Genomic DNA, 26,218 nt, shown 5'->3' with positions numbered 1-26,218 from the left:
AAATTAAGCCGGGCAAGGTAGCAATCACCCGCTTATTCCCCATATCTGGCGAGGCCTGAACGCGGGGCTTGCGTTGCGCAACAGGGGATTCGGGCTAAACTGATCGGTGTGATTCTATTTTGGTGGTACTTGGTTAATGAAATGCGCGGTTTTGGCATTGTCCCTTTTGCCGGCGGCTGTCACGGCCCAGGCAACGCAGCTGGAAAGCCAGCCTGAACGTGGGACCGGACGGTTAGCCATTCAATTTTCGGGTGCCGAGTTTGCACTGTCTCTGGCAGTTCCCAGCGCGGATATTGTCGGGTTCGAGCGGCCTGCCGCCTCGGATGAGGACCGCGCCATGGTTGCGGTGGCAATTTCGGACCTGTCTAAGCCATTGGAGTTGTTCGTACTTCCGGAAGAAGCCGGATGCTTTACTGCCTCGGCGAATGTGGCCCTGACATCTGATGCGCAGGGTGCGCCAACCCAGGCGATCGGAGCCGAAACAAGCCCATCCGAGACCCCCGAACTGTCCGAGTTTCAGGCCGATTACGTGATCCAATGTCAGAGCATCGAGGCGCTGAACACAATCGAATTCGCCTATTTTGATCGGTTCGAAGCAACTCAGAAGTTTCAGGTCAGTGTCGAGCGGTCTGATGGGCTGCACACATTCGACGTCACCCGCGCCACGCCACTGGTGGATCTGTCGGGGCTTTAGCAACAATCCCAGCGCTCAACGCCCAATGAGCCCGCCAAGGGGACATTCAAACCATCTGTTGTCGGGAGTTTTGGTAGCGGAGGAGGGACTTGAACCCCCGACACGCGGATTATGATTCCGCTGCTCTAACCAACTGAGCTACTCCGCCATGAGTGAGAGGCGATTTAAGGGAGCCGCTGGGGAGGGTCAAGGGGGAAAAGACCGGATCACAGCGGATTCTTTCAGATCGTTTGCGTGTTTTCGTCCTCGCCGGAATTCGATGTGTCCGCAGCGGATTGAATGACCCTGCGGATGAAATCTGCGCACTGGTCCGGAACCGTGATTGGCGTCATGTGGCCCAAACCGTCAACCTCTTCGTAGAACAACCCAAACTCCGTCATCGGAGGTCCGTGCAGCGCCGGAGACAGGATCGTGTCCTGCGCGCCGTAGAATACGCCGCCCGGGGTTCGCAGTTCGGGGTAGCGGGCGCTTTGGGCTGCGATGCTGTCATCCACGCCGACAAGATCCTGCGAGGCGGTGACGAAGGCTGACGGTCTTAACCCCAATGCCCCGCCCGCGCGGCTTAGAAAATCGTCCGGCACCGGTTCCGGGTCAAAGGCGAAATGCAGGGAATGGGGGGCCGTTTTGGCGGCAATCGGAACCGCCAGCGTGTTGCCCACCAGATTGCGTATCCATTCCGAACGGATTTCCAGCGATTTGAAGATCACTGGCGGGGCGGGCATCTTGTGGGTCAGCGGTGCCAGCAGGGCAAGGGCTGCCACCCGGTTCGGGTAATCCAGCGCGATGGCCAGTGACAGCGCGCCGCCCAGGGAATGCCCCACCAGCACCGCGTCGGATATGCCTTTGACTTCAAGAAATTCGTTGATCATCCGGGCCTGTTCCGGCAGCCGCCCGACCTCGGGCGCTTCGCGGGTCGAGTAGCCACATCCGGGGCGATCCAGGGCGATGACGTGATATTCATCGGCCAGCGCGTCGACCAAAGCATAGGTGAAATGCTGCAACTGCCCCGCCAGTCCATGGATCATGACAATGGTCTGCGCCTCGGGGTTGCCTTTTTCAACATAGTGAATGCTGCCCCCGGTGACAGGAACGATCTGCCCCAACTGCGGAACAGTTTTGAACCCCTCGTTGGTCAGATGCCGGGTCCAGAGGTGCATGACCAGCAGGACGGCCGCTAAAAGGGCGATTAGGATCAGCACAATTGTCATCTCATCAATCTCCTGCCGCGTCAGGCGCGGGCCCGTAGTGTTCCATTCCTGACCGGGCCATACGCTTTTGGAATTCTGCGACGGTTCCGGGCCACAGCGTCGTGTTGCGCCCCTTGGCATCCAGATACCAGGACGTGCAACCGCCGGATTTCCAGACACCGTCTGCGTGGCGGTCCTGCATTTCTTTGGTGAACGCCTCTTGTTTCTCGGCATGCGGCGTGATGGCGTCCAGCCCTTGATCCGCCATCGCGCTCAGCACTTCGCCAATATGGCTGACCTGCGCTTCGATCATCAGCACGACCGAGTTGTGGCCAAGCCCGGTATGTGGCCCGAGCAGAATGAAGAAATTCGGGAAACCCGCGACGGCGGTGCCCAGATTGGCCTGCATCCCGTCCGACCACGCCTGCCTCAGCGTCAACCCGTCCAGGCCGGTAATGTCCAGACGTTCGGCAATGTCGGTGACGTGAAAGCCGGTGCCCCAGACCAGAATGTCGGCCTGCGTCTCGGACCCATCGGTCGCAAGTATCTTGTCGCCGTCGATGGATGCCACGCCCGACGGGATAACGTGAACATTGTCACGTGTCAGGGTGGGGTACCAGTCGTTGGAACTGAGGATGCGCTTGCAACCGATCTGATAGTCCGGGGTCAGTTTCTCGCGCTCGGCCGGATCGGATATGGCACCGTGCAGCGATTTGCGCCACATGTTCATCGCATACGCCACCATGAGCTTTTCGCCCCGGAACACGCGGTGGCGAAACTCGAAAAAGGCGAAAATCAACCCGCGTCTGATCCGGGCCAGCAAGGGGACGCGCCGGTACAGCCGCCGGACCCAGGGCGCAATTGGACCGTCCGGGCGCGGCAGGACATAAGGCGCGCTGCGTTGGAAGACCGTCACCTGTTTCGCGGTCTTTGCGATTTCGGGCACAAACTGAATGGCCGATGCCCCGGTTCCGACAACAGCTACGCTCGCGCCGGTCATGTCAATGTCGTGGTCCCATTCCGCCGAATGGAAGCTGGGACCGGGGAAGCTGTCGGCGCCGGGAATGGCCGGAATGCTTGGAATATGCAGCGCGCCGATTGCGGACACCAGAAACCGTGCCGTCCAGGTCTGGCCGCTTTCGCTTTCGACATGCCAGTGATCCCCGTCCCATCTGGCGAATTTCAGGCGTTGGTTGAACTGGCACAGATCGTACAGTCCTTCATCCCGCGCGACGTTCTGCAGGTAAGCCTGTATTTCCGCACCGCCCGCATAAGACTGGCTCCAGTCCAGATTCGGATGCGTTGCCATGGAATACAGGTGCGAGGGCACATCGCAGGCAACACCGGGATAGGTGTTCTCGCGCCAGGTGCCGCCGATGTCATCGGCCTTTTCAAGAATGATGATGTCGCGAATGCCGCGTTTTCGGGCCTCCAGCGCCATGGTCAACCCGGCGAACCCCGCGCCGACGATCAGCATCTGTGTCTTTTGCGTCAAAACCTTGCCTCCCGGCACAACCATATGGAGATAACCCAAAGATAGGAAGGGGTGTGGTTTTGAGAAGCAAGTTATCGGGAATAAAAGTAAATCAGTGGGTGCTTGCGCTGTGAACAATTGGCACGTGTGCGTGTCACAGGTTCAGCCGATCGGCCCGCCCGTGTTGCACCAGTCGCAGGTTCAGCTCATCCGCCTCGGGTGCGCCGTGTTCCAGCGCAAAGACAAAGGCGTGGGTCAGGTAGAAACAGGCGGCGTCAATGTCGCCTGCCTCCTCGCGTTCATCTGCGGCCATGGTGTAGTATCGGACAAGGCCCGCGTGATCGTTGCCGGCGTGCGCGGCAAGAAGCAAATCGTCAAGCGCGGCCCTGTCCATGCCCAACGGCCTATTCTGACCGTCCATTTTCAATCTGTGTCGCGACCCAATGGTGGAAATTATGCGTGGGGCCGTCCATCGCGGGTGAAAAGCGGCCACCGTCGAACAGCATACCGTGACGCCCCTTTTGCATCCCTTCGACGACAAAGACATCCTCTTCGAACACGGTTTTCCAAAGCTGCGCGTTTGATGCCCGCAGACCGTCATGCTGGGGTGTCTCAGCCTCGCTTTTGGCATAGTAGAGCTCGATATGCTCGACGGTGTTTTCCTGATCCACCGGTTCCAGCACGATGGCAAAGCTGTGATCGCGCTGAACGCCCAACAGCACGTTGGGATACAGCGCCACATATTCCGCGCCCTCATCCCATTTGTCGCTAAGGCCTTCGAAATCCGGCAGGGTCGCACCGTCTTGATCTGTCAGTTGCCGGTAGACCAGCGTGCCCTGACCCGAGTAATGCCCGCGCTTTTCGATATTGTAGTGGTCCTCCAGCCGGGAATAGCTGTTCAGGCCGGGATGCACCCAGGGCAGGTGATAGCTTTCGCAGTAATTCTCGACCGCCAGCTTCCAGTTGGTTTTCACCTCCAGCTTGAAGGAGGATTCGTCGCCGCCGTGAAACAGCGGGGTTTCGAACTCTTTCCAACGTTCCAGCAGCTCGCCGTGGGCGTCTTCGAAAGAGGGCGCATTGCCGTCGACATTCACAAAGATCACATCGCGCCAGACATGCGAGCGGATACGGACCAGCCCGAGGTCTTCGTTCTTGACGTCTTCGTGCTTGTTCTGGCCGGGGCCGCCGACATGAGGGGTGGCACGCAGCTCACCCTTCAGGCTGTAGCACCAGCTGTGATAGGGGCAGCGGATGGCCCCGCCGATTTTCTTTGGCGCGTCCACAAGGATCATGCCCCGGTGGCGGCAGGTGTTTTGAAACACGCCAACCTCGCCATCGCGATCCCGGACGATAAGCAGCGGCATTCCCAGAAAATCGACCGGCTTGGCATCACCGATTTCAGGCACGTCCTTGCCGAACCCGATGCCTGACCAATTCGCGTACAGGACAGATTTCCGTTCTTCCGCGAACATGGCCGGATCGACGTAATGTTCATTCGGCAGACCATTGGCTGTGTTCACATCGGTCAGAACCGACGAGAGCGGGCTGTGCTTGTTCATCGAACTCTCCTGCGGTTGGGAATTGCCTTTCAGTTTCCTATTGGCGGACAGGTTGGGGGGACATCAATATCAGAAAAGCTCATCAATGGATGAGTTGAACTAAACCGAACCATCGCGCACCTCATCGATGATCCAATTTTTCAGGGCTCGGGCGTTGTCGGACAATTCCTCATCCGGGCGTCCGACAAGGTAAAACTGGTTCGGCGCTTCCAGAAAATGTGATCCGATCGGCACCAGTTTGCCGGATTGCTGCATCGGTTGAATCAAGCGTTTCCACCCCAGGGCCAGACCCGCCCCCTTGCGGGCCATCTGCAATGCGACCGAATAGCTGTTGACCCGCGTTTCCATTGTGATCCGGTCTGTATGGCCGAGTTGACGAAACCAGTCGGGCCAGGTTGTCCAACTGTTGTCTTCGGAATCAAGATGTATCAGCCGCTGTTGCGCAAGGGTTCTTAGCCCTGTACCGGCCAACTGTTCGGCAAGTTCGGGGCTGCCGACCGGCATCAGGTGATCCCGAAACAGCGGCGTATGATCCAAGTTGGGATCACCATCGCGCCCGTAGCGGATAAAAAAGTCCAGATCGGATCGATCCTTGAACGGGCGATCCTGCGAGATCTGGTCGATGCTTACTTCGGGCATTTCACGCCAGAACCGGATCACGGATGGCGACAGCCACAAGGCCGCGACGGAGGTGGTCGATCCGACCGTGACCTTACCGCCATATGACCGATCCCGGATGGTCGAAAGCGATTTCGAGATGCGCCCGAAGGATGATGACAGCGCCTCGTGCAGCGCCTTGCCGTCATCCGTCAGAGCGACGCTGCGGTGTTTGCGCTGAAACAGCGGTGCTTCCAGATAGGCCTCCAACGCCTTGATCTGATGGCTGACCGCGCCGGGTGTCACCGAAAGCTCTTCGGCGGCGTTTTTGAAGCTGAGATGGCGGGCGGCCGCCTCAAAAGCCGACAGGGTTGTCAGGGGCGGCAGTTTGTAGTGGCGACGGGACATAGGGACCTGGCTGGCTTCGGGTTAGTTTTGCTCGTGCGACTATGAAAATTTTTATCGTTGAACGCTAGCATTTGATGCATTGAGAATGCGTCAAATTTCAACGTTTGCGATTTTGGAGTCGCGAAAAACATCAAACAGGTCGGTTCTTGCGCGCCGGTTCGGCGGATGCCCCGTTACGCAGGCATACCAAGCATAGTCAATTCCGATACACAGTCGGGCATAAGTGTTCAGGGTCGCATTCGGGCCGCCTTCCCGGAGATGCCGTTCAAGCGTGCTGGTTTAAACCTGCAAAGGACCAAGGATGGAAATGTGCGATGCAAATTCAAAAGGCAAACACTCTAGGGACCTTGTTCTAACTTCGCATGTGGTATGGAAAGTCACCCATTCGAAAAGAAACTGAGAGGGCTTCGCCTTTGCAGCGACCCCCGAAAACCACGGATCGACAACACGGAGGAGAAATATGTCGGTACCTGAACCATTCACGGATCTTGAGATAGAAACGGCCGACGCCGGTTTCTATGAGAATTATAGTGTGCCGATTGCGCTGATCAGCAAGGGCATCATGGTGGCCTTGGTGCTGTGGGCGCTGGTGTTTCCGGCAAACGCAAACAGCACATTGGGCAGCTGGAACGGTCGGCTGCTCGAAAGCTTCAACGGCTTTTACGTGATTATTGTTGGCCTGTTCTTTTTCTTTCTGGCGATTGTCGCGATCATCCCCTCGACCGGAAAGCGGATCATGGGCACGCCTGGCGAAAAGCCCGAATTCTCGAATTTCTCGTGGTTTTCGATGATGTTTGGCGCTGGTCTGGGCGTTGGCCTGATGGTGTTTGCCACCGCCGAACCGCTGGGCCTGTGGGGGTCGAACCCTGTTGTCGTGTCCGGCTCGGTCGAAGGCAACAGCCCCGAGGCGCTGCAATCGGCCTACCGGTTCACCTATCTGCACTACGGCTTCCACGCTTGGGCGATCTACGTGGTGACCGGCCTGTCGCTGGCCTACTACGCCTATACACGCAACATGCCCCTTACCATTCGCTCGGCGCTGACGCCTTTGTTCGGTCGGCTGATGAACGGGTTCCTGGGTCATGTGGTTGACGTGCTGGGTGTTGTGGCAACGATCCTCGGCGTCTCGGTGACCATCGGCTACGGTGTCAACCAGTTCATCGATGGGGTCTACGCCATCACTGGCATGCAGTGGGTCATGGATCTGGGTGGTGACGTGCCAACCCCAAGCAAAGTGGGTCTGATTGCAGGTCTGCTGGTCATCATGTGCCTGTCGATCATCTCGGCTGTTTCGGGTGTCGGGCGCGGGGTAAAGTACCTGTCGAACCTCAATCTGGTGCTTTCGATCATCCTGCTGGGAACGTTCGTCGTGTTCGGATCGTTCGTCTTTGCCATGACGACCTATGGTTCGGCGATGGTCGATTACATCCTGAACTTCCTGTCGCTCAGCTTCAGCGCGTATGGGCCGTTGTCTGCGGAATCCTTCGCGGCGGCCTTGCCTGCCGAGGCGCAGGCGCACGCCAACGACCTATTCGGCGGCGCTACCAACGCCTGGGGCAGCTTTGACGGCTTCAAAAGCGGCCTTGAAGGCGCCGCAGCCGAGTTAGACGAGGCCACTCTGACCGCAGCATATGCTGCTGGTGAGCAGGGCCGTCAGTTCGGATGGCAAGCCGGTTGGACCACGTTCTACTGGGCCTGGTGGATCGCGTTCTCGCCCTTCGTGGGCCTGTTCCTTGCGCGTATCTCCAAGGGCCGTTCGGTGCGCGAGTTCATTCTGGGCTGTGTCTTTGCACCTGCACTGGTCTGCTTTGCGTGGATGACGGTTCTGGGTGGCACCGCGATTGATCTGGAGCTGGCCGGTGCCGCAGAAGGTGCGATCATCGGGGCATCGAACACCAACAAACTGTTCGTGACCCTGTCTTACATGATCGATGGCGGGCTGCTGTCCATGCTGAACGTCATGTGCGTGATCCTGATCATGACCTTCCTCGTGACCTCAGCGGACTCTGGCATTCTGGTGATGAACACCATCATGTCGGGCGGCAGTCAGGAAACCGGCGTCAAGCACCGTATCATCTGGGGTGTGATCCTGACCGCTGTGATCGGTGCGCTGATCCTTGCAGCCGGGGACAACAACCCGATGGACGCGCTGCGCAACGCGATGATCATCGGGGCGTTGCCGTTCACGATGGTCATGGGTCTGATGTGCATCGCACTGGGCAAGGCCTTGTTCCGCGACGGGCAGCGCGACAAACACGCGGCCTCGTCTACGCAGGCGGCTGAATAGCGCCGTTTGCGATCCCTTGAAAACAACAAACGCCGCCCGAACGGGGCGGCGTTTTTCGTGTCGCTTCCTGCAAGCACATATCGCAATCAGAGAGGTGACAGCGCGGCGAATCCCCCAAAGTGAAACGCAAGATGGAGGATTGCCAAGTGAACATCCGTACGACAACGCGCGCCGGTGGGCGCTCGGCCCGCCGCGCGCTGCGCACCGCACCGAACTTTGACATGTTACCCGGCCTGACGCGGGGCATTCCGCTATGCGAGGTTATGGACGGCGGCCAGGTTGAACGCATCGACAACGCCTCGATGGACATCCTTGAAAACGTCGGCGTTCAGTTCCGCGACCCGATTGCCCTGGAGGACTGGAAGAGGGCAGGGGCCAAGGTTGAAGGTGAGTTGGTCTATCTGGATCGGGGCCTTGTGCGAGAGTTGATCGCGACGATCCCGTCGGACTTCACCTACCACGCCCGCGATCCTAGCAAGAATGTGCGTTTGGGCGGGAAGCACTCGATCTTTGTGCCGATGACCGGCGCGCCGTTCCTGCGCGATCTGGACGATGTGCGCAGGAACCCCACGCTGGACGATCTGGCGATGTTTCACAAACTCAGCCACATGATGCCCGCGCTGCATTCCTCGGCGCATCATATCGTGGAACCGTATGACCATCCGATCAGCCAGCGGCATCTGCGCATAACCTATTCGTCAATGAAACACTCGGACAAGACGTTCATGGGCATGACCACCTCGCCCAAGAACGCCGAAGACGTGATGGAGATGTGCGCGATCCTGTTTGGCGAGGATTTCCTTGAGGATCACCCCGTTACCACTGGCAATTGCAATGGAAACTCACCGCTGGTCTGGGATGAGACGATGCTGGGCGCGATGCGGGCCTTTTGCCGCCGCAATCAGCCTGTCTTGTGTTCTCCGTTCGTTTTGGGCGGGGCCAATACGCCTGCCTCTGTTCCCGCCACGGTCGCACAGCTGAACGCCGAGGCGCTGAGCGCGCTGGCGTATACGCAGGTCATCCGCAAAGGGGCTCCGGCGATCTATGGCCATTACCTGTCGACAGTGTCGATGAAATCCGGCGCACCGATGGCTGGTACGCCCGAGATCAGCCTGATGAATTTCATGATCGGTCAAATGGCGCGGTATTACGATGTACCTTGGCGCACCTCGAACACGTTGGGCGGGGCCAAAACCTTTGACGCACAGGCAGGGTATGAATCGGCGACGACGCTGAGTGCGGTGATGCATGCCGGGGCGAACTACATCTGGCACAGCGCCGGGTGGAACGAGGCCGGGATGCACTGTTCGGTTGCCAAGTTCATTGTCGATGCCGAGCAATGCGCGATGGCCTACCGCATGGCCGAGGGGCCCAAATGGGGCGATTTCGACGAAGCACTCTCTGCCGTTCCTGAGGTCGGGCCTGGCGGGCATTATCTGGGTCACCCCCACACGCAGGACAATTTCCAAACCGCGTTCTTCATGCCCGAAATGTTCGACAACAACTCGATCGAACAATGGGTGGCCGAAGGTGAGGTCGAAATAACCGAACGCGCGTTGACCCACGCCCGCAAACTGCTGGCCGAGTATCAGGAGCCCACGCTCGACATCGCCAAGAACGAAGAACTTCTGGACTACATCGCCCGCCGGGAGCGAGAGATCCCGGCAGCCGATGAGTTGAATCAGACCTACTGAAGAACACTCCCCGTACTGGCCCGCCCCTGCACAGGCGGGCCCTTTTTTGTTCATGATCCGAAGGCCAAAATGAAGATCGCCGAAATTCACATCTACAGCCACGAACTGCCGGTCAAAAACGGCCCCTACACGATGGCAAATGCCGAAGTTTGGGCGCTGGACACGACCCTTGTGAAACTCGTGGCAGAGAATGGTCTGGTGGGGTGGGGGGAAACCTGCCCGGTTGGCCCGATCTATGCCGAAGCCCATGCCGCCGGTGCCCGCGCCGCATTGGCCACAATGGCACCGGGCCTGATCGGGGCCGAGGTGCTGCCGGTGCCGCTGCATCGCCGGATGGATGCGGTGTTGAACGGGCATAACTACGCCAAGGCGGCGGTGGATATTGCGGCGCATGATCTGTTGGGCAAAGCGCTGGGCGTTTCGGTTGCTGATTTGTTGGGTGGCGCAGTGCGCCGCAGATTGCCGTCCTACTACGCGACCGGGGTCGGGGCACCGGACGATATCGCGCGGCTGGCGGGTGAGAAACTGGCAGAAGGCTATCCTCGCCTGCAGATCAAGGTTGGTGGGCGCCCGGTCGAGCTGGATATCGAGACGATCCGCAAGGTGTGGGAGGTGATCCGGGGCTCGGGCATGAAGCTGGCGGTCGATGGCAACCGGGGCTGGACCACCCGCGACGCGCTGCGTGTCAGTCGCGAATGCCCCGAGATCCCGTTCATCATGGAACAGCCCTGCAACACCATTGAGGATCTGCAGAAAATTCGCCCGCAGGTTCAGCATCCGATCTACATGGACGAAAACAGCACCAGCCTGAACACCGTTATCACTGCCGCGGGAACCGGTCTGGTGGACGGGTTCGGAATGAAACTCACTCGGGTCGGCGGTTTGCACACCATGCGCGCCTTCCGTGACATTTGCGCGGCGCGCAACCTGCCGCATACCTGCGATGACAGTTGGGGCGGGGATATCATCGCTGCCGCCTGCACACATATCGCCGCGACTGTGCGCCCGGACTTGTTGGAGGGCGTCTGGCTCGCAGCGCCTTATATTGATGGGCATTACGATCCAAAAAACGGCATTCAGATCAACGGCGGGCATATCGACCTGCCAACCGGGCCGGGCTTGGGTGTTATGCCTGACGAAAGCCTGTTCGGCGCGCCTGCCGCGTCATTTTAGATTGGGTGACAGAATGGATTTGAACGGAAAAGCAGCCCTTGTGACAGGCGCGGCAGGTGGGATCGGTACCGCACTGGTGCAGCGTTTGCGCGATGCCGGTGCGCGTGTCGCCGTGGCAGATCGCAATGTGGACGGGATCGAGGCCGAGGCGCATTTGCCAGGTGATCTTCTGAACCCCGATTACGCGGACGCTTTGCCCAAGGCGGCAGCTTCGGCTTTGGGTGGTCTGGATATCGTTCTCAACAATGCGGGCGTTATTACGCGCGGGTCTGTCACCGAGACCTCGGATGACGATTGGTCCTTGTCATTGGGCGTGAATGTCGAAGCCCCGTTTCGCATTTGTCGGGCCGCGATTCCGATCATGGCCGGTTGCGGCGGTGGAGCCATCGTCAACACAGCCTCTTGCTGGGGGCTGCGTCCGGGGCCGAACCACGCGGTCTATTGCATGACCAAGGCGGCCATCGCGTCGCTAACGCAGTGCATGGGGATGGATCATGCGCATCAGGGCATCCGCATCAATGCCGTTTGCCCGAATGAGGTGAACACGCCGATGTTGCGCTCGGGCTTTGAAAAGCGGGGATTTGACCCCGACACCGCCGTGGCCGAGCTGGGCCAGACCGTACCGCTGGGCCGCATAGCCGAGCCTGAGGATGTCGCAGATGTCATTATGTTCCTTGTCTCGGACGCGTCGCGTTATGTTTGCGGCACATTGGTTGAAGTGAACGGAGGCAAGCCGGTCTCATGACGCGATTTGAAGGCAAAACCGCGCTTGTCACCGGCGGGCGCAGCGGGATTGGTCGGGCCATTGCCGAACGGCTGCGGCACGAAGGCGCGCGCGTGTTTACGGCGCAGCGTGGGGCAGACCCGGAGCTTGAATGGATCACGGCGGACTTTACCGATCCGGATAGTCCCCGGCGGGTGGTGGATGCCGTTATCGCCAAGGCCGGGCGTCTGGATGTTCTGGTCAACAACGCAGGTATGATGCAGGAATCCTCGGTCGAGGATATGAGCCTTGAGGACTGGCAGCGCACTCTGACCGTCAATCTGACAGCGCCCTTCCTGATGATAAAAGCCGCGCTGCCGCATCTGCGCAAAACGCGGGGTTGCATCGTAAATACCGGATCGATCGAAGGTTTGGGCAGCAATCCCGGTCACGCGGCCTATTGCGCGTCCAAGGCCGGTTTGCATAGCCTGACCCGCGCTGTTGCTGTGGATCACGGGGCCGAAGGCGTCCGCTGCAACGCGGTCGCGCCGGGGTGGATCGACACCGACCTGAACGAGGATTTCGTCAACGCGATGCCCGATCCCGATGCGTTTCGCCGAGATATTGCAAATATCCACCCTGTCGCCCGGACCGGACGGCCCGAGGAAGTTGCGGCGCTAGTCGCGTTTCTGGCCTCGGAGGATGCGGCATTCATCACCGGGCAGATATACACCGTTGATGGTGGGCGAATGGCAAAGCTCAGCCTGCCCTGAGACCTTCGGCGCTATTCCTTGCCCGAGCGCCATTCCTTCCAGATCAGATAGCTGTTTGCCCCGAGCGAGGCGAAGGGCTCGGGCGGCAGGCGCGGCAGGTCCGGCTGCGCCAGAAAGTGATCCGCGATTTCTGAACCGCCCTGCAGCACAAGCTCGGCAATGCCCATTCCTTGCAATGTCCCGCGGGCGATGCCGAGGCCGTTCTGGCAGCAGGCAGAAAAGATGCCGTCCTCCAGTTGTCCAAAGGCGGCTGATCCATTGCGGCTGAGGCAGAGCATTCCGGCCCAGCGATGCTCCATCCTCACATCAGGCAAATGCGGGAAGCGTTCCGTGAACTTCCGGTCATGCACCCAGCCCGCGTTGCGCAACCGCATCGGGCTGGTTTCGATGCTCGGGTGAAAGCTGGAACAGGTGCGGATCAGGATGCGATCCCCATAGCTGCCCGACACGCGCCGGACCGAGGTGCCCATCGGATCGGCCGGCGTTGCCGACCAGCGCGACTGCCCGCCTAGCGTATTGATCTGCGCCTCGGTCAGCGGGGCCGTGATCGAGGCGTAGAGGCAGATATGCATCAACTGCCGCTGGTAGAACCCAAAGCTTTCAAGATGGCCGTTATTGGCCAGAATGATCCGCCCGGTGCTGACCCTGGCCTTGGGGGTGTTGACCACCCAACCTGCACCTTGCTTTTCAAAACCGGTGACCGGAGAGTTCTCGAACACGTCGATCTGTTCCGCCAGTCGGGCCGACAGCGCCCGGATATAGGCTGCTGGCTGGATCATCACCGTTCCCGGTGCATAAAGACCCGAGGTATAATGCGGGCTGCCCGTAATCTCTTGCATCTGCTGTTGATCATAAAGCGTATGCGGCTCGCCCAGTTTGGTCAGATGCTCGGCAAATTCGTGATTATGCGCGTCACCCGCCTTGGTGGCGGCGGCGTTGTACTTGCCGCACGGGTCGAACATCTCCTGCGGCAGGTCGCACTCATCGGCCACTTCGGTCGCAAAACCGATGGCCTTGCGGTTCAGCGCGATGGCGGCGCGATCCGCCTCTAACCCTTCGCCCGCGTAATTGTCCGAGGCCAGATCATGCGGCAGGTCGATCATGAACCCCGAGTTCCGCCCTGCCGAGCTGTCAGCGAATTGGGCCGCCTCCAGCAGAACGATTTTCAGGGACGGATCCAGTTGGTGCAGCCGTCGCGCCGTGCTGAGCCCGGCAAACCCGCCACCGACAATGGTGATGTCGGCGTTTTGGTCCTGTTCCAGCACCGGCAGGGGCGTCTGGGATGGCAGGATGGCATTCCATCCCGCCGGGCCGGTCTGCCGGGGCAGTCTTTTGGCCTTGAACCGTGTCAATCCACGGCCTCGTCCGCGTCATCGGCCAGATCGATCCAGATGGTTTTCAACTGAGTGTACTGGTCATGGGCATGGACCGAGTTGTCGCGACCACCAAAACCCGATTGCTTGTAGCCGCCAAACGGGGTGGTGATGTCGCCCTCACCAAAACTGTTGACTGTGACGGTACCCGCCCGGATCGCCCGCGCGCCGCGAATGGCGCGCTTTGCGTTGGCGGTGAAGATCGAGGCGCAGAGGCCATAGTCGGTGTCGTTGGCAAGCTTGATGGCCTCATCAAAGCCCGACACTTCGATCACCGACAGAACGGGGCCGAAGATTTCCTCGCGCGCCAGAGTGGCGTCATTGCCGGGCACTTCGACCACAGTGGCTTCGACAAAGCCCCTCTCAGCTTTTCCTCCAATGACCACGTTTTCGGCCTGATCCAGATAGCCGCACACTTTGTTGTAGTGCCCTTCGCTGACCAGCGCGCCCATACGGGTTTCCGGGTCAAGCGGGTCGCCGATATTCCACTGTTTGGCGTGATGCGCGATGCGCTCCAGCAGTTCCTCTTTCACGCCCTTATGCACGATCAGGCGGGACGAGGCCGAGCAGTTCTCGCCCATATTCCAGAACGCGCCGTTCACCACATGCGCGGCCACACGATCCAGGTTTTCGGCGTCCTCCATCACGATGGCGGGGTTCTTTCCGCCCATCTCAAGCACCACCTCTTTGGCGTTGCTTTCAGCAGAGTAGGTCAGGAACCGCTTTCCGGTGACGGTCGATCCGGTGAAGGACACCATGTCGATATCCGGATGCCGCCCAATCGGTTCTCCGACGTCGGCCCCGCCACCGGGCACGATATTCAGCACGCCGCGCGGCAGACCGGCCTCCATCGCCAGTTCGGCCAGACGCAAAGCAGTCAGCGTGGTTTCCGCTGCCGGTTTGACAACGACCGAACAGCCTGCTGCCAGAGCAGGCCCGATCTTCCACGCCAGCATCAGCAGGGGGAAGTTCCACGGTAGCACCAGCCCGACAACGCCGATGGGTTCGCGCACCACCATGGCGATGTGATCGTCGCTGGCGGGTGAGACCTGATCGTAAATCTTGTCAATCGCCTCGGCGTGCCATTTCAGGCAGTGAATCGTCTCGGGCACGTCCACGGTTTCGCAGTCATAGATGGTCTTGCCGCTGTCGATGCTCTCCATCACCGCCAGTTCGCGCGCGTTGCGTGTCATCAGCTTGCACAGCCGGATCAGCACGTCCTTGCGCTCGGATGGATGCAGTTTCGACCAGCGGCCATCGTCAAATGCCTCACGCGCCTTTTCGACAGCAAAATCCACATCCGCCGCACCGCAGGCGGCGATTTCGGCCAGTTTTTCGCCGGTGGCGGGGTTCACCGTCCCGAATGTCTCACCCGAGATCGCCGGGCGGAATGCGCCATCAATGAAGGCTCCGGTCGGCAGTTCCAGATTGGCAGCGATGGATTTGTATTCGTCCTTAGTAAGCAATCCCATGCCTTAGCCCTCCGCCACGATATCTGCGATTGTCTTTTTCAATACGCGCGTCACCTGTTCTAGCGCGCGCTTGTCGTCCTTGTTCAGACCTTTCAACGGAGGCCGCATCGCGCCCGCGTCGATCCCGTTCATGGTCACACCGTGTTTGATGGTCTGGATGAATTTGCCGCCCTGTTCCAGCACCCGCATCAGCGGCATCATGGCGGACATGATCCGGCGACCCTTGGCGAAATTGCCCTCGATCACGCAGGCCTGATACAGGGCCACATGCTCTGCAGGCAGGAAGTTCGACCCGCCGCAGACCCAGAACGGTGCGCCCCAGGCAAAGAACTCCAGCGCCTGATCGTCCATGCCGCAGCCCAGCTGGATATGCGGATAGTCGCGCGCCAGCAGATGCACCCGGTTGATATCCCCCGAGCTTTCCTTGATGCCGCAGAAGTTGCGACTGCGACCCACGCGGTCGAGGAATTCCTCACCCATCATCGTGCCGGTGCGGTGTGGGTAGTTATACAGCATGACAGGCAAGTCAGCGGCTTTGTCGATGGCCAGCGCGTTCAGTGCGTTTTCGCGATCGGTTGGCACTGAATAGGGCGGGCTGGCCAGCAGGATGGCATCGGCACCGATCTCACGCGCGCCCGAGGCCAGGGCAATCGAATCCGGTGTCAGCATTGCCCCGGTTCCTACGACCAACGGCAGACGGCCCTTCAACTGCTCATGCGTGAACCGCGCCAGTTCCAGCCGTTCCTCGACAGTCTGCGCATAGTTCTCACCGGTCGACCCGCCCGAGATCAGGCCGTGCACGCCATTCTCAATCAGGTATTCGATCACCTGCGCCAGAGCGTCCCAATTCACGCGTCCATCGTCGTGATAGGGCGTGACCACCGGGGTATAGATTCCCTCAAATCTGAAAATCGGGTTCATTCCGTCCTCATGCAGGTTTCGAAAGTGGGACGCCCATCGGGACATCCAGCGCGTCGGGCATAACGAACAGCTCGATCTGATCGCGTGACAGGTTCCAGTGATCCTCAGCCAGCTGCGCAGCAGCCGCCTCATCGCCCGCCTCGATGGCGGCGATGATGGCGTCGTGCTGACGGCTGGCTTCTGACAGGTTTTCGGACATTTTGGCCGTCTGAGGCCGGTAAAAGGTCATCCCGATCCGGGCGTGATCGATCAGCAACCGGTTAAACGACGGCAGCAAGTAGACATTGCCTGACATCTCTCCGGTCACGTCATGAAAGCGGTTGTTGGCCAGCGCGCGATCCTCGGCAGACCCCGACCGCAATGCTGCCTTAAAGGCGTGTTGGGCGTCTTTCAAAGCGTCCATCTGCGCGTGCGTGGCGTTTTGCGCCGCTAGCCGCAGGATTGCGCCGTAGATCATTGGGGCTGCCAGAAAGAAGTCGCGCAATGTGGTGTAAGACATCTCGGACACCCGCGCACTGCGATTGGCGCGCAGATCCAGATAGCCCTCGCCTGCCAACTGCCTGAACACTTCGCGCAGCGGCGTCCGGGACAGGCCAAATGCATCGGACAGATGCGCCTCATCCAGATCGGTGCCGGGTTGCAGGCGCAGCGTCAGAATCGCGACCTTCAGATGCTCGGTCAGTTCGGTTTTGCGGGACTTGGCATCGTCTTTCATCAGGGCCCTCTGGCTTGGCGCGGACGAATCACAAATCCGGCCGCTGTGCACCACCTGTATTCGAAAAAAATACAACTTGTATACAGAAAAAAATCGTGCAGCATGACACTTCCTGAAAGACTCGGGCGCGAACTGCCCAATTGAACTGGAAACACCATGCGCCAAACGCGGCACATCACCTTCATCCTGGTCGAGGAGTTTTCGCACCTCGCCTTTTCCTGCGCGGTCGAGCCGTTGCGGATTGCCAATCTGGTCAGCGATGAAAAGCTATATGAGTGGACCCTGCTGTCCGAAGATGGCGAACGTGCGGTGTGCTCGAACGAGCTGGTGACTTTGGTGCATGGCGGTTTGGATGACCTGACCAAAACGGACCAATTATTCGTGTTGTCGGGCATTCACATGCGCAATCACGTCACGCGACCGTTGCTGTCCACTCTTAGGCGCGAACGGGCGCGGGGGACGCCAATTGGGGCGTTGTGTTCCGGGGCGTGGCTGCTGGCCGAGGCCGGTTTTCTGGACGGGATGCAGGCCGCAATTCACTGGGAATATCACGACGCGTTCATGGAGGCGTTTCCCGAAGTGAACCTGGTGCGCAGCGTATTTGTGGCTGACGAAAAGCACATCACCGCCTCGGGCGGCACGGCGACGGCGGACCTGATGCTGCACCTGATCGAACGCGACCACGGAGAGGAACTGGCCATCGAGGTGGCCGATCAGATGGTCTATAACGCCGTCCGAAACGCCACCGCAAAACAGCGCGTCTCGCTTCAGTCGCGCAACGGGATGCGCAATGCACATCTGGCCAAGGCAATCCAGATCATGCAGGGCAGTATCGAAACGCCGGTCTCGCCATCCGACATTGCCGAGACCTTGGGTATTTCGACGCGCCAGTTAGAGCGTTTGTTCGGCAAATACCTCAACACCTCGCCCAAGAAATACCTGATGGAGATGCGTTTGGAGCGGGCACAGAAGCTGTTGTTGCAAACCGAAGCCTCAATCACCGAGGTCGCCATTGCCTGTGGCTTTGAAAATCCCGGCCATTTCTCACGCGTGTACCGGTCAAGCTTTGGTGTGACGCCGCATTCGCAAAGAAACAAGATAGACTAAGAACGGCAAGGCGGGGGGAGCACAGCAATCATCCGAAAATCGGACAATCGCGTGCTCACCCCCTGAACCCGCCGAGATACCCCCTCGTTAAAAAATCTGACTAGTCAACCGTTCGGTGGGCTTAGGTGTCGATATATATCGATATTGGCATAACTATTGCGAGATCATGTCACTTGTGCGTTAGTTTCTGCCACAATGATTAACATTTGAACCTTGATGAGGTCAGATGCTGGATATGAAACGCGAAATCGGGCGCTGATGATCGCGGCTAAGTTCGCCAAAAACGGCCCTTCATCAATCACCCGCCCACATCCCGAAAGAGCTTTCGTCAAACTCGGCGACCATGGGTGCGTGGTCGGATTCTGGGAATTTGCTGTCGGTTGCGAAGGCGATGCTTTCGTCGTGGATAAGTTCGTTATGAATCTCGGCATTCACAAAACTTGCCATCATTCGGCGCGACACAAGCATATGGTCCAGCAGGTTGGGCTTTCCGTGGTGATACAGGGTAAAGCGGCGGCTTTGCGCAACGGATAGTGCGACAGGGTGCATGACCCGGTCATTCAACGCGGGGTTTCCAGTGTCCTCGGTCGTACCGCGAATGGCCATGATCGGCACGTCGTTGGGCTCGGCATTGAAATCGCCGCAGATCAGGATTTTGGCGTTCGGCTCGTTCTCGAAGATACCGTCGACAAACAAACGCGCCTCCAGTGCTGCACCGACCCGTTTCATGGATGAAATGAAGTACCCTTCGGCCCAACCCGCCGCGCTGGCCCATTTGTAATTTGTTGGCCCCTGTCCCGGAATCGGAGTGGGGATCTTCGACTTGAAGTGGACGTTCAGAATGTGGATCGGATCCTCCTGACCTTTCCTCAACCGCACATAAAGGGACGGACGTTCCCATTTGACGTCCAAAGGACCCGGATTGCCGGTTGCCGTGACCCGCGAATAGGACGGCGGATTTACCAGCGTGTTCTGAACCTCCCGAACCTCTTCAACGGTCATGTCGGGCGAAGACGCAACAACCAGATTGCGGTATCTTTCGACATCGGGTTTGTTTTTCAGCGTGGTAGAAGAGAGTGTAAATTGCTCGTACCTGGTGCCCGTCAGCAACGTGTCAAGCGCCCGAAGCTGCCGCGGGCCGCTGTCCATATCCTGCCCGTGAACTTCCTGAAAACAGATGACATCTGCCCGCAGTCTTTCCAGCATCGGCTGCAGGATTTTGACGCGATCATTAAAGGCGGCGGTGCTGTTTTCTGATGTGCCGTCGTCGAGGTTCTCAATGTTGAAAGTCGCAAAACGCATGGCGTGGTCCTCAATGAAATGAATACAAAAACGCTAACATATTGGGGTAGAAATGATACCGTTTTGAGACAAACGACTGAATAGATGGCGGATCTTCTGATAGGGCCACATGATCGCTATTCGTGCAAAAACTGGACCCTGAGGACAAGTTTACCGCCCGGTTCTAGGGTCATATTCTGTAGGTTTGCCTAAGGATTGCCCGAAGCGACCATTGCCGCCAGCGAAATCATGGCTTCGCTAGGAATGCACAACACTAAAAGCGGGATGGTGCTGCTGGAGAGAATTGAACTCTCGACCTCTCCCTTACCAAGGGAGTGCTCTACCTCTGAGCTACAGCAGCGCTGTGGGCGGGTGATTAGACTCAAACGAAACGGGGCGCAAGGGTGTCTGGACGGTTTTTTTCGCCTCCTGTAGAGAAAGACCATGGCAGACAAAGATACACCTAAAAAACACGGCAAATCCGGGGATGCGCGGGAAGAGCGTTTGAAGGCTGCGCTTAAGGCGAACATGGCGCGGCGCAAGGCGCAGGCCAGGGCGCGGGCGGCATCCGACAACAAGGCCGGTAAGGACGAGGGATAAGAGCAGATGGATTCGATTCTGGTGACGGGCAACGGGCCGCTAAACGGTCAGATACCGATTGCGGGGGCCAAGAACGCGTGTCTGACGCTGATGCCTGCAACGCTGTTGAGCGAAGAACCGCTGACGCTGACCAATGCGCCGCGGCTGAGTGACATCAAGACCATGACAGCCTTGTTGCAGTCGTTGGGGGCCGAGGTGTCGTCATTGCAGGATGGACAGGTGATCGCGATGTCCAGCCACAGCCTGACCAGCCAGACAGCTGATTATGACATCGTGCGCAAGATGCGCGCCTCGAATCTGGTGCTGGGACCGTTGCTGGCGCGGTTCGGACAGGCGGTTGTGTCGCTGCCGGGCGGGTGTGCGATTGGCGCGCGGCCGATGGACCTGCATGTCGAAGGGCTTGAGGCGCTGGGCGCCGAGATTGAGCTGAAAGACGGCTATTTGCACGCCAAGGCACCGGGCGGATTGAAAGGTGCGATGCACGAGATGCGCTTTGCCTCGGTGGGTGCGACCGAGAACATCGTCATGGCCGCGACGCTGGCCAAGGGCACTACGGTTCTGAAAAACGCTGCGCGCGAGCCCGAGATTGTCGATCTGGTCGACTGCTTGCGCAAGATGGGGGCGCAGATTTCCGGCGAGGGCACTTCGACCATCGAAATTCAGGGGGTCGAGCGGCTGCACGGTGCAACGCATCAGGTTGTGACCGACCGGATCGAGCTGGGCACCTATATGCTGGCCCCGGCGATTTGCGGCGGTGAGGTGGAGTTGCTTGGAGGGCGTTTGTCTCTCGTCGAGTCGTTTGCGGCCAAGCTGGATGCAGCGGGCGTCAGCGTGACAGAGACCGAGAAAGGCCTGAAAGTCACCCGCAAAAACGGACCGGTGCGCGCCGTGGACGTGGTGACCGAGCCCTTCCCCGGTTTCCCGACCGATCTGCAGGCGCAGATGATGGCGCTGATGTGCACGGCCGAGGGGACTTCGGTACTGGAAGAGCGTATCTTCGAGAACCGCTTTATGCATGCGCCCGAACTCGTGCGCATGGGTGCGAATATCGAGGTACATGGCGGCACCGCCACGGTGACGGGTGTCGAACGTCTGAAAGGTGCGCCGGTAATGGCGACCGACCTGCGCGCCTCGGTCTCGCTGATCCTTGCGGGGCTGGCGGCGGAAGGTGAGACTACGGTCAGCCGGGTCTATCATCTGGATCGGGGATATGAACATGTGGTGCGCAAGCTGGAAGGTGTGGGTGCCAAAATCGAACGGATCAAGGGCCAATGACAGACGCAAGCTTTGAAGACGGGCGCGAGGCCCCGCTGAATCTGGGGGCCGAGGATGCGGATGACCTGCAGGTAATCTCAACCCTCGCGCAGGACGCCGTGTTTCCGGTGACAGAGATGACATGGCATCCCTCGCAGCGCCGGTTTGGCCTGCTGCTCAACCGGTTCCGCTGGGAGGACAAGGACGCAGCCACGCGCCGTGACCGCCCGTTCGAGCGGGTGCAATCGGTGTTGGTTTTTGATTCCGTGCTGTCGGTGGCCAGTCAGGGTGTCGATCGCAGCGACACGGATATGGTCATGTCGCTTCTGTCGGTCGATTTTGAGCCCGGTGAAGATGGCGCGGGCCAGATCATGCTGACGCTCGCCGGAGATGGAGCGATCCGACTGACGGTTGAGGCCATTGAAGCAACGCTCAAAGACGTGACGCGGCCCTATCAGGCCCCGTCCGGTCAGGCACCGAACCATCCGGAATAAACGCGGCATATCGCAGGCGTTCACCAACCCTGTCGAGGGGGTGGTGCTGCGCCGCGCCACCGTGTTCGACGTGTTCCAGATGAGCCAGGTGTTGATCCGGTCGATCACCCATCTTTGTGCTGCGGATCATGGGAAAGACCCGCATCTTCTGTCCCTGTGGACGGCCAACAAGGATCCGCAGAACATTCGGGGATGGATTCAATCCGGGTCCGAAGTCTGGGTCGCAGAACTGGCCGGGCAGATTGCAGCCGTCGGCGGCGTGCGGCTGGGGTCCAAGATTTCTCTGCTATACGTCGATCCGTCTTATGTCCGTCGTGGGATCGGTCGGGCGCTTTTGGCGCGGCTGGAGCAAGAACTTGCAGATCAGGAATGTGAACAAGCGTCCTTGGATGCCACGCATACCGCGCGCGCCTTCTACCTGAGATACGGGTGGGTGCAGGCGGGCGAGCCGGAAGACTGGCGCGGGATGACCCAGTTTCCCATGCGCAAATCGCTGCACCCCGCCAAGAAGGGTTGAGACCTGCGGGTCCCGGCGATATGTCCCCGTGAAACGCTCCGGAGTGCCCGATCATGCCCGTATTCCTTGATACCACATCGCCCGAGTTTGAAGCCGCTTTTCAAACCCTGCTGTCCGCCAAGCGCGAGGACAGCCCGGATGTTGATGCAGTTGTAGCCGGGATCATCGAGGATGTCCGGGCACGCGGCGATGCAGCAGTGATCGAGCTGACCGCCAAATTCGACCGGCTGGAACTGACGCCTGACACGCTGGCGTTTTCGGCCGAAGAGGTGACGGAAGCGGTTGCACAGGTATCAGAGGCCGACCGTGCGGCATTGGAACTGGCGGCTGCGCGTATCCGTGACTATCACGAAAAACAGATGCCTCAGGATCAGCAATGGACGGATGCTGCTGGGGCTACGCTGGGCTGGCGCTGGTCGGCGGTTTCGGCGGCGGGGCTTTATGTGCCGGGCGGGTTGGCCTCTTACCCCTCATCCGTGCTGATGAACGCCATACCGGCAAAGGTGGCGGGCGTGGAACGGCTGGCCATCGTGGTGCCGACGCCGGGCGGTCAGGTAAATCCATTGGTTCTGCTGGCGGCGCAACTGGCAGGCGTGGACGAGATCTATCGCATCGGCGGCGCGCAGGCTGTTGCCGCGCTGGCCCATGGCACGCAGACCATTGCGCCGGTCGACAAGATCACAGGTCCGGGCAATGCCTTTGTCGCGGCTGCCAAGCGGCGGGTTTTCGGCAAAGTGGGCATCGACATGATCGCGGGCCCGTCCGAGATTCTGGTCATTGCCGACAAGGACAATGACCCGGACTGGATCGCGCTGGACCTGCTCAGCCAGGCCGAACATGACGAAAGCGCGCAGTCGATCCTGATCACGGATGATGCCGCATTCGGACAGGCCGTGGCGCGGGCCGTTGAAAAGCGGCTGGAAACCCTGCAGCGGCGCGAGATTGCCGGGGCAAGCTGGCGCGATTTTGGCGCGATCATCACCGTGTGTGATCTTGAGGAAGCCGCCGCGCTGTCCAACCGTATCGCCCCTGAACATCTTGAGCTGTGTGTCGCAGACCCGGTGGCGCTGAGTGAAAAGACTGTCCACGCGGGCGCGATCTTTCTGGGTCAATACACGCCCGAAGCCATTGGCGATTATGTGGGCGGCCCCAACCACGTGCTGCCCACGGCACGGTCTGCGCGGTTTTCGTCCGGCCTCAGCGTTATGGATTTCCTCAAACGCACGACGCTGAGCCAGATGACACCCGAAGCGTTGCGTGCCATCGGTCCGGCAGCCGAGCAACTTGCGCAATCCGAAAGCCTTGAGGCACATGGATTGTCGGTGACGGCGCGTCTGAATCGGCTGAACGGCTGATGTGACGCAAAGACCTGTGGAATATGGCGCTTCTGTGCGTTGCCCAATGAAATGCGTTGTTATAGGTCTGAGCAGACGTGAAGGATTGTGACCGTTAAGATGACCCGCATTTCGCATATCGAACTGGACGACCGTAACCTGCCCCCGCCGACCCCCGAGATCGAGCAGGAGCGTAAGGTCGCCATCTATGATCTGTTGGAAGACAACAGCTTTGCCCTGCCAGCGCGGGACGGGCGTCAGGTGCCGGACGGGCCGTATCATCTGCAACTGTCGATCCGCGACAAGCGGCTGGTTTTCGACATTGCCACCGAAGCTGCGGAAAAAGCGGCTGAGTTCCACCTGTCGCTTGGCCCGTTCCGTCAGGTGGTCAAAGACTATTTCCAGATTTGCGAAAGCTATTTCAACGCGGTCAAAACCCTGCCGCCCAGCCAGATCGAGACCATCGACATGGCCCGGCGCGGCATCCACAACGAAGGCAGTCGGGTGTTGCAGGAGCGGCTTGAGGGCAAGGCCGATGTGGACACTGACACCGCCCGACGCCTGTTCACGCTGATCTGCGTGCTGCATTTCGGAGGCTAACGGGTGACGCCTCTGCCGCAGTCGATCCTGTTCTGTTGCGACCACAACTCGGTTCGGTCTCCGATGGCCGAGGGCATCATGAAAAAGTTCTACGGCACCGGCACCTATGTGCAGTCTGCCGGCGTGCATAATGATCTTGAGATTGACGGGTTCTGCATCTCGGTCTGCCACGAGATCGATGTTGAGCTGTCCCGCCATCGTTCACGCTCATTCGACGAGATGGAGGAATGGGGCGATGACCTCAGTTCCTTCGACCTGATCGTCGCCCTGTCCCCCGCCAGTCAGCGCAAAGCGCTGGAGCTGACCCGGATTTTTCATCTGGATGTCGATTATTGGCCAATAATGGACCCTACCGGGATGGGTGAGACGCGCGAAACAAAGCTACACCACTACCGACAGACCCGCGATCAGATCATCAAGCATCTGAAAGACCGCTGGGGCGAACCAACGGAGTGACCCATGAAACAGACCGTTCAAACCTATTTCGATGCCTTCAACGCCGGGGATCTAGACGGCATGCTGGCCTGTTTGTCCGATGACGTGGCCCATCACGTGAACGAAGGCCAGATTCGCGTCGGCAAAGAGAAATTCGCGGCTTTCTGCGCCCATATGAACCGCTGCTATAGCGAGAACCTGACCGACATCGTAGTGTTCGAGGCCGAAGGCGGCACCCGTGCGGCAGCCGAGTTCATCGTCAACGGCACCTATCTGGAAACCGACGAAGGGTTGCCGGATGCCCATGGTCAGACCTATCGCTTGCCGGCCGGGTCGTTCTTCGATCTGAAAGACGGCAAAATCACTCGCGTCACCACTTTCTACAACCTTGCGGATTGGACCAAGCAGGTCTCGAATGGCTGAGGTCACCGCGGTCCGCGCCCTGACCGGAGCGGCGCTTGAGGCTGCTCTGGACGACGTGGCGCGCCTGCGGATCGAGGTGTTTCGGGCCTGGCCGTATTTGTACGACGGCGATCTGGAGTACGAGCGGACGTATCTGCAATCCTACCGCGATAGCGACAAGGCCATCGTCGTGGGAGCGTTTGAAGGGGATCGTTTGGTTGGTGCGTCAACAGGCGCGCCGTTGATGGATCACGCTGACGATTTCGCAGTGGCGTTCGATGGCACGGGTCTGGACCTGTCGCAGATCTTCTATTGTGCGGAATCCGTCCTGTTGCCTGACTATCGCGGGCAGGGTGTCGGGCATAAGTTCTTTGACTTGCGTGAAGCTCATGCGCGCGCCTTGGGCTTTACCAAATGCGCCTTTTGCGGTGTGCAGCGCCCGACGGATCACCCGTTGAGACCCGAGAACTACCGCCCGCTGGACGTATTCTGGCGCGCCCGTGGCTATGAGCCCCTGTCGGGTGTGATTGCGCAGTTTTCGTGGAAGGATATTGGGGAAGACGGTGAGACGCTGAAGCCGTTGCAGTTCTGGATCAGAAATCTTTAGGCATTTCTTGATAGGTGGGACACCTTAGGACAATCGGAGCCGACCGGATCGTCCAAGTGGCTGTTGCTTGGACCTTTTTTCCCGCCAACATCTTGTGACTTCTTGCCAGCAGACTTGTCGGCGCGGGTTTTCCCCTCAAGTTGGCCTTGAATTAACGAGGTCACAGAATGATTGAGAACGAACCCAAGCCAGCCCGCTATTATGACGAGCACGATATTTGGACATTGGACCCAACAGCGGCAGATGCTGTGGTCTATGAACGTTTCGCCTCAACCATCGTGGACCTTGTGAATGTGCTGGATGACAGTAAGCCGATGATGTCACGGGACGTGTACGCCAGACTGTTTGATTCCTTGCTGAATATGTCGCGGATTTTGGGGCAGTACGAAGAGAGTTGGGGCCTGGCTTCGGGCGGCCAACGGACCGATTGACCTGACACCGGCCAAAAGTTGAATGGCAAATCGACGGTTTTTGCGTTTCCGCGCCCATGCTCACTATACAAACTCGGACATAGACGATTAGTCTCGCCCGCGGACCGATACGCTGGGATCGCTGAA

Annotated in this window: 27 protein-coding genes and 2 tRNA genes; 17 read left to right on the top strand and 12 right to left on the bottom strand. The window is 59.2% G+C overall.

Annotated features, from left to right (window positions below; all coding sequences use genetic code 11):
* The first annotated feature begins 157 nt into the window (after window positions 1–157).
* A complete protein-coding gene (locus tag ACR0MO_RS09375; protein WP_170622964.1) occupies window positions 158–694 on the top strand; it encodes a ZrgA family zinc uptake protein in 537 nt (178 codons plus the stop codon).
* Between the two features lie 71 nt (window positions 695–765).
* Here the strand turns inward: ACR0MO_RS09375 and ACR0MO_RS09370 are convergent.
* From ACR0MO_RS09370 to ACR0MO_RS09345, 6 genes are all read right to left on the bottom strand, one after another.
* Window positions 766–842, bottom strand: a tRNA-Met gene (locus ACR0MO_RS09370).
* A gap of 73 nt (window positions 843–915) precedes the next feature.
* Window positions 916–1,902, bottom strand: a complete 987-nt coding sequence (locus ACR0MO_RS09365; RefSeq protein ID WP_170622966.1) for an alpha/beta fold hydrolase — start codon at window positions 1,900–1,902, stop codon at window positions 916–918.
* Between the two features lie 4 nt (window positions 1,903–1,906).
* Window positions 1,907–3,376: a flavin-containing monooxygenase gene (locus ACR0MO_RS09360; RefSeq protein ID WP_480890857.1), complete on the bottom strand. Its 1,470-nt coding sequence runs from the start codon at window positions 3,374–3,376 to the stop codon at window positions 1,907–1,909.
* A gap of 133 nt (window positions 3,377–3,509) precedes the next feature.
* Window positions 3,510–3,749 (bottom strand): hypothetical protein, encoded by a 240-nt coding sequence (locus ACR0MO_RS09355; protein ID WP_170632158.1) that lies wholly within the window; start codon window positions 3,747–3,749, stop codon window positions 3,510–3,512.
* 10 nt (window positions 3,750–3,759) lie between these two features.
* Window positions 3,760–4,914, bottom strand: coding sequence for an aromatic ring-hydroxylating oxygenase subunit alpha (locus ACR0MO_RS09350; RefSeq protein WP_170452462.1), 1,155 nt, complete (start codon window positions 4,912–4,914; stop codon window positions 3,760–3,762).
* A 99-nt stretch (window positions 4,915–5,013) separates the two neighbouring features.
* Window positions 5,014–5,919 carry a LysR substrate-binding domain-containing protein gene (locus tag ACR0MO_RS09345; protein ID WP_480890854.1) on the bottom strand — a complete coding sequence of 302 codons (906 nt, stop codon included), beginning with the start codon at window positions 5,917–5,919 and terminating at the stop codon, window positions 5,014–5,016.
* Window positions 5,920–6,379: 460 nt separating this feature from the next.
* Here ACR0MO_RS09345 and ACR0MO_RS09340 point away from each other — a divergent pair, with 460 nt between their 5' ends.
* The 5 genes from ACR0MO_RS09340 (at window position 6,380) to ACR0MO_RS09320 (ending at window position 12,549) form a co-directional block, all read left to right on the top strand.
* On the top strand, window positions 6,380–8,206 hold the full coding sequence (locus ACR0MO_RS09340; RefSeq protein WP_480890852.1) for a BCCT family transporter: 1,827 nt from the start codon (window positions 6,380–6,382) through the stop codon (window positions 8,204–8,206).
* Between the two features lie 146 nt (window positions 8,207–8,352).
* Window positions 8,353–9,900, top strand: a complete 1,548-nt coding sequence (locus ACR0MO_RS09335; protein ID WP_480890850.1) for a trimethylamine methyltransferase family protein — start codon at window positions 8,353–8,355, stop codon at window positions 9,898–9,900.
* Between the two features lie 69 nt (window positions 9,901–9,969).
* Window positions 9,970–11,073, top strand: a complete 1,104-nt coding sequence (locus ACR0MO_RS09330; RefSeq protein WP_480890848.1) for a mandelate racemase/muconate lactonizing enzyme family protein — start codon at window positions 9,970–9,972, stop codon at window positions 11,071–11,073.
* Window positions 11,074–11,086: 13 nt separating this feature from the next.
* A complete protein-coding gene (locus tag ACR0MO_RS09325) occupies window positions 11,087–11,818 on the top strand; it encodes an SDR family NAD(P)-dependent oxidoreductase (protein ID WP_480890845.1) in 732 nt (243 codons plus the stop codon).
* Window positions 11,815–12,549, top strand: coding sequence for an SDR family NAD(P)-dependent oxidoreductase (locus ACR0MO_RS09320; protein ID WP_480626307.1), 735 nt, complete (start codon window positions 11,815–11,817; stop codon window positions 12,547–12,549). Before ACR0MO_RS09325 ends, ACR0MO_RS09320 begins: the two co-directional genes overlap by 4 nt.
* Window positions 12,550–12,560: 11 nt before the next feature.
* Here the strand turns inward: ACR0MO_RS09320 and ACR0MO_RS09315 are convergent, their stop codons facing one another.
* Genes ACR0MO_RS09315 through ACR0MO_RS09300 form a run of 4 tightly spaced genes read right to left on the bottom strand, consistent with a single transcriptional unit; the run spans window position 12,561 to window position 17,030 of the window.
* Window positions 12,561–13,901 carry an NAD(P)/FAD-dependent oxidoreductase gene (locus tag ACR0MO_RS09315; RefSeq protein ID WP_170452450.1) on the bottom strand — a complete coding sequence of 447 codons (1,341 nt, stop codon included), beginning with the start codon at window positions 13,899–13,901 and terminating at the stop codon, window positions 12,561–12,563.
* The gene (locus ACR0MO_RS09310) at window positions 13,898–15,394 is read right to left on the bottom strand and encodes an aldehyde dehydrogenase (RefSeq protein ID WP_480890842.1); all 1,497 of its coding nucleotides are present in this window, start codon (window positions 15,392–15,394) and stop codon (window positions 13,898–13,900) included. Before ACR0MO_RS09310 ends, ACR0MO_RS09315 begins: the two co-directional genes overlap by 4 nt.
* 3 nt (window positions 15,395–15,397) lie before the next feature.
* Complete coding sequence (locus ACR0MO_RS09305) at window positions 15,398–16,315, bottom strand: dihydrodipicolinate synthase family protein (protein WP_170622983.1); 918 nt, start codon at window positions 16,313–16,315, stop codon at window positions 15,398–15,400.
* Window positions 16,316–16,322: 7 nt separating this feature from the next.
* On the bottom strand, window positions 16,323–17,030 hold the full coding sequence (locus tag ACR0MO_RS09300) for a GntR family transcriptional regulator (protein ID WP_480626305.1): 708 nt from the start codon (window positions 17,028–17,030) through the stop codon (window positions 16,323–16,325).
* 156 nt (window positions 17,031–17,186) lie between these two features.
* Between ACR0MO_RS09300 and ACR0MO_RS09295 the strand changes: the two genes are divergently transcribed.
* Window positions 17,187–18,137, top strand: a complete 951-nt coding sequence (locus ACR0MO_RS09295) for a GlxA family transcriptional regulator (protein ID WP_170452443.1) — start codon at window positions 17,187–17,189, stop codon at window positions 18,135–18,137.
* A 294-nt stretch (window positions 18,138–18,431) separates the two neighbouring features.
* On the opposite strand, the gene ACR0MO_RS09290 is transcribed toward ACR0MO_RS09295, so the two are convergent.
* Window positions 18,432–19,439, bottom strand: a complete 1,008-nt coding sequence (locus tag ACR0MO_RS09290) for an endonuclease/exonuclease/phosphatase family protein (protein ID WP_170452441.1) — start codon at window positions 19,437–19,439, stop codon at window positions 18,432–18,434.
* A gap of 265 nt (window positions 19,440–19,704) precedes the next feature.
* Window positions 19,705–19,779: transfer RNA gene (locus tag ACR0MO_RS09285), tRNA-Thr, on the bottom strand.
* 83 nt (window positions 19,780–19,862) lie between these two features.
* Here ACR0MO_RS09285 and ACR0MO_RS09280 point away from each other — a divergent pair.
* The 10 genes from ACR0MO_RS09280 (at window position 19,863) to ACR0MO_RS09235 (ending at window position 26,092) form a co-directional block, all read left to right on the top strand.
* Window positions 19,863–20,018, top strand: a complete 156-nt coding sequence (locus ACR0MO_RS09280; protein ID WP_170452420.1) for a hypothetical protein — start codon at window positions 19,863–19,865, stop codon at window positions 20,016–20,018.
* A gap of 6 nt (window positions 20,019–20,024) precedes the next feature.
* Window positions 20,025–21,293: a UDP-N-acetylglucosamine 1-carboxyvinyltransferase gene (gene murA / locus ACR0MO_RS09275; protein WP_170452419.1), complete on the top strand. Its 1,269-nt coding sequence runs from the start codon at window positions 20,025–20,027 to the stop codon at window positions 21,291–21,293.
* Window positions 21,290–21,766 (top strand): DUF2948 family protein, encoded by a 477-nt coding sequence (locus ACR0MO_RS09270; protein WP_170452417.1) that lies wholly within the window; start codon window positions 21,290–21,292, stop codon window positions 21,764–21,766. Before murA ends, ACR0MO_RS09270 begins: the two co-directional genes overlap by 4 nt.
* 43 nt (window positions 21,767–21,809) lie before the next feature.
* On the top strand, window positions 21,810–22,283 hold the full coding sequence (locus ACR0MO_RS09265) for a GNAT family N-acetyltransferase (protein ID WP_480890839.1): 474 nt from the start codon (window positions 21,810–21,812) through the stop codon (window positions 22,281–22,283).
* Window positions 22,284–22,336: 53 nt separating this feature from the next.
* A complete protein-coding gene (gene hisD, locus ACR0MO_RS09260; protein ID WP_480890837.1) occupies window positions 22,337–23,638 on the top strand; it encodes a histidinol dehydrogenase in 1,302 nt (433 codons plus the stop codon).
* A 99-nt stretch (window positions 23,639–23,737) separates the two neighbouring features.
* Window positions 23,738–24,217, top strand: a complete 480-nt coding sequence (locus ACR0MO_RS09255; protein WP_170452413.1) for a UPF0262 family protein — start codon at window positions 23,738–23,740, stop codon at window positions 24,215–24,217.
* A gap of 3 nt (window positions 24,218–24,220) precedes the next feature.
* Window positions 24,221–24,673 (top strand): arsenate-mycothiol transferase ArsC, encoded by a 453-nt coding sequence (locus tag ACR0MO_RS09250; RefSeq protein WP_170452411.1) that lies wholly within the window; start codon window positions 24,221–24,223, stop codon window positions 24,671–24,673.
* 3 nt (window positions 24,674–24,676) lie between these two features.
* Window positions 24,677–25,075, top strand: a complete 399-nt coding sequence (locus ACR0MO_RS09245; protein WP_170452409.1) for a ketosteroid isomerase-related protein — start codon at window positions 24,677–24,679, stop codon at window positions 25,073–25,075.
* Window positions 25,068–25,661: a GNAT family N-acetyltransferase gene (locus tag ACR0MO_RS09240; protein ID WP_170452407.1), complete on the top strand. Its 594-nt coding sequence runs from the start codon at window positions 25,068–25,070 to the stop codon at window positions 25,659–25,661. The genes ACR0MO_RS09245 and ACR0MO_RS09240 overlap by 8 nt, the downstream gene beginning before the upstream one ends.
* 167 nt (window positions 25,662–25,828) lie before the next feature.
* Entirely contained in the window at window positions 25,829–26,092 is a 264-nt protein-coding gene (locus tag ACR0MO_RS09235; protein ID WP_170452405.1) for a hypothetical protein, read from the top strand.
* Window positions 26,093–26,218 lie beyond the last annotated feature (126 nt).

The organism is Ruegeria sp. K5 (genome assembly GCF_056531805.1).
Note: the sequence above shows the minus strand (reverse complement) of the source record. Positions and strands in the feature narration are given on the sequence as shown.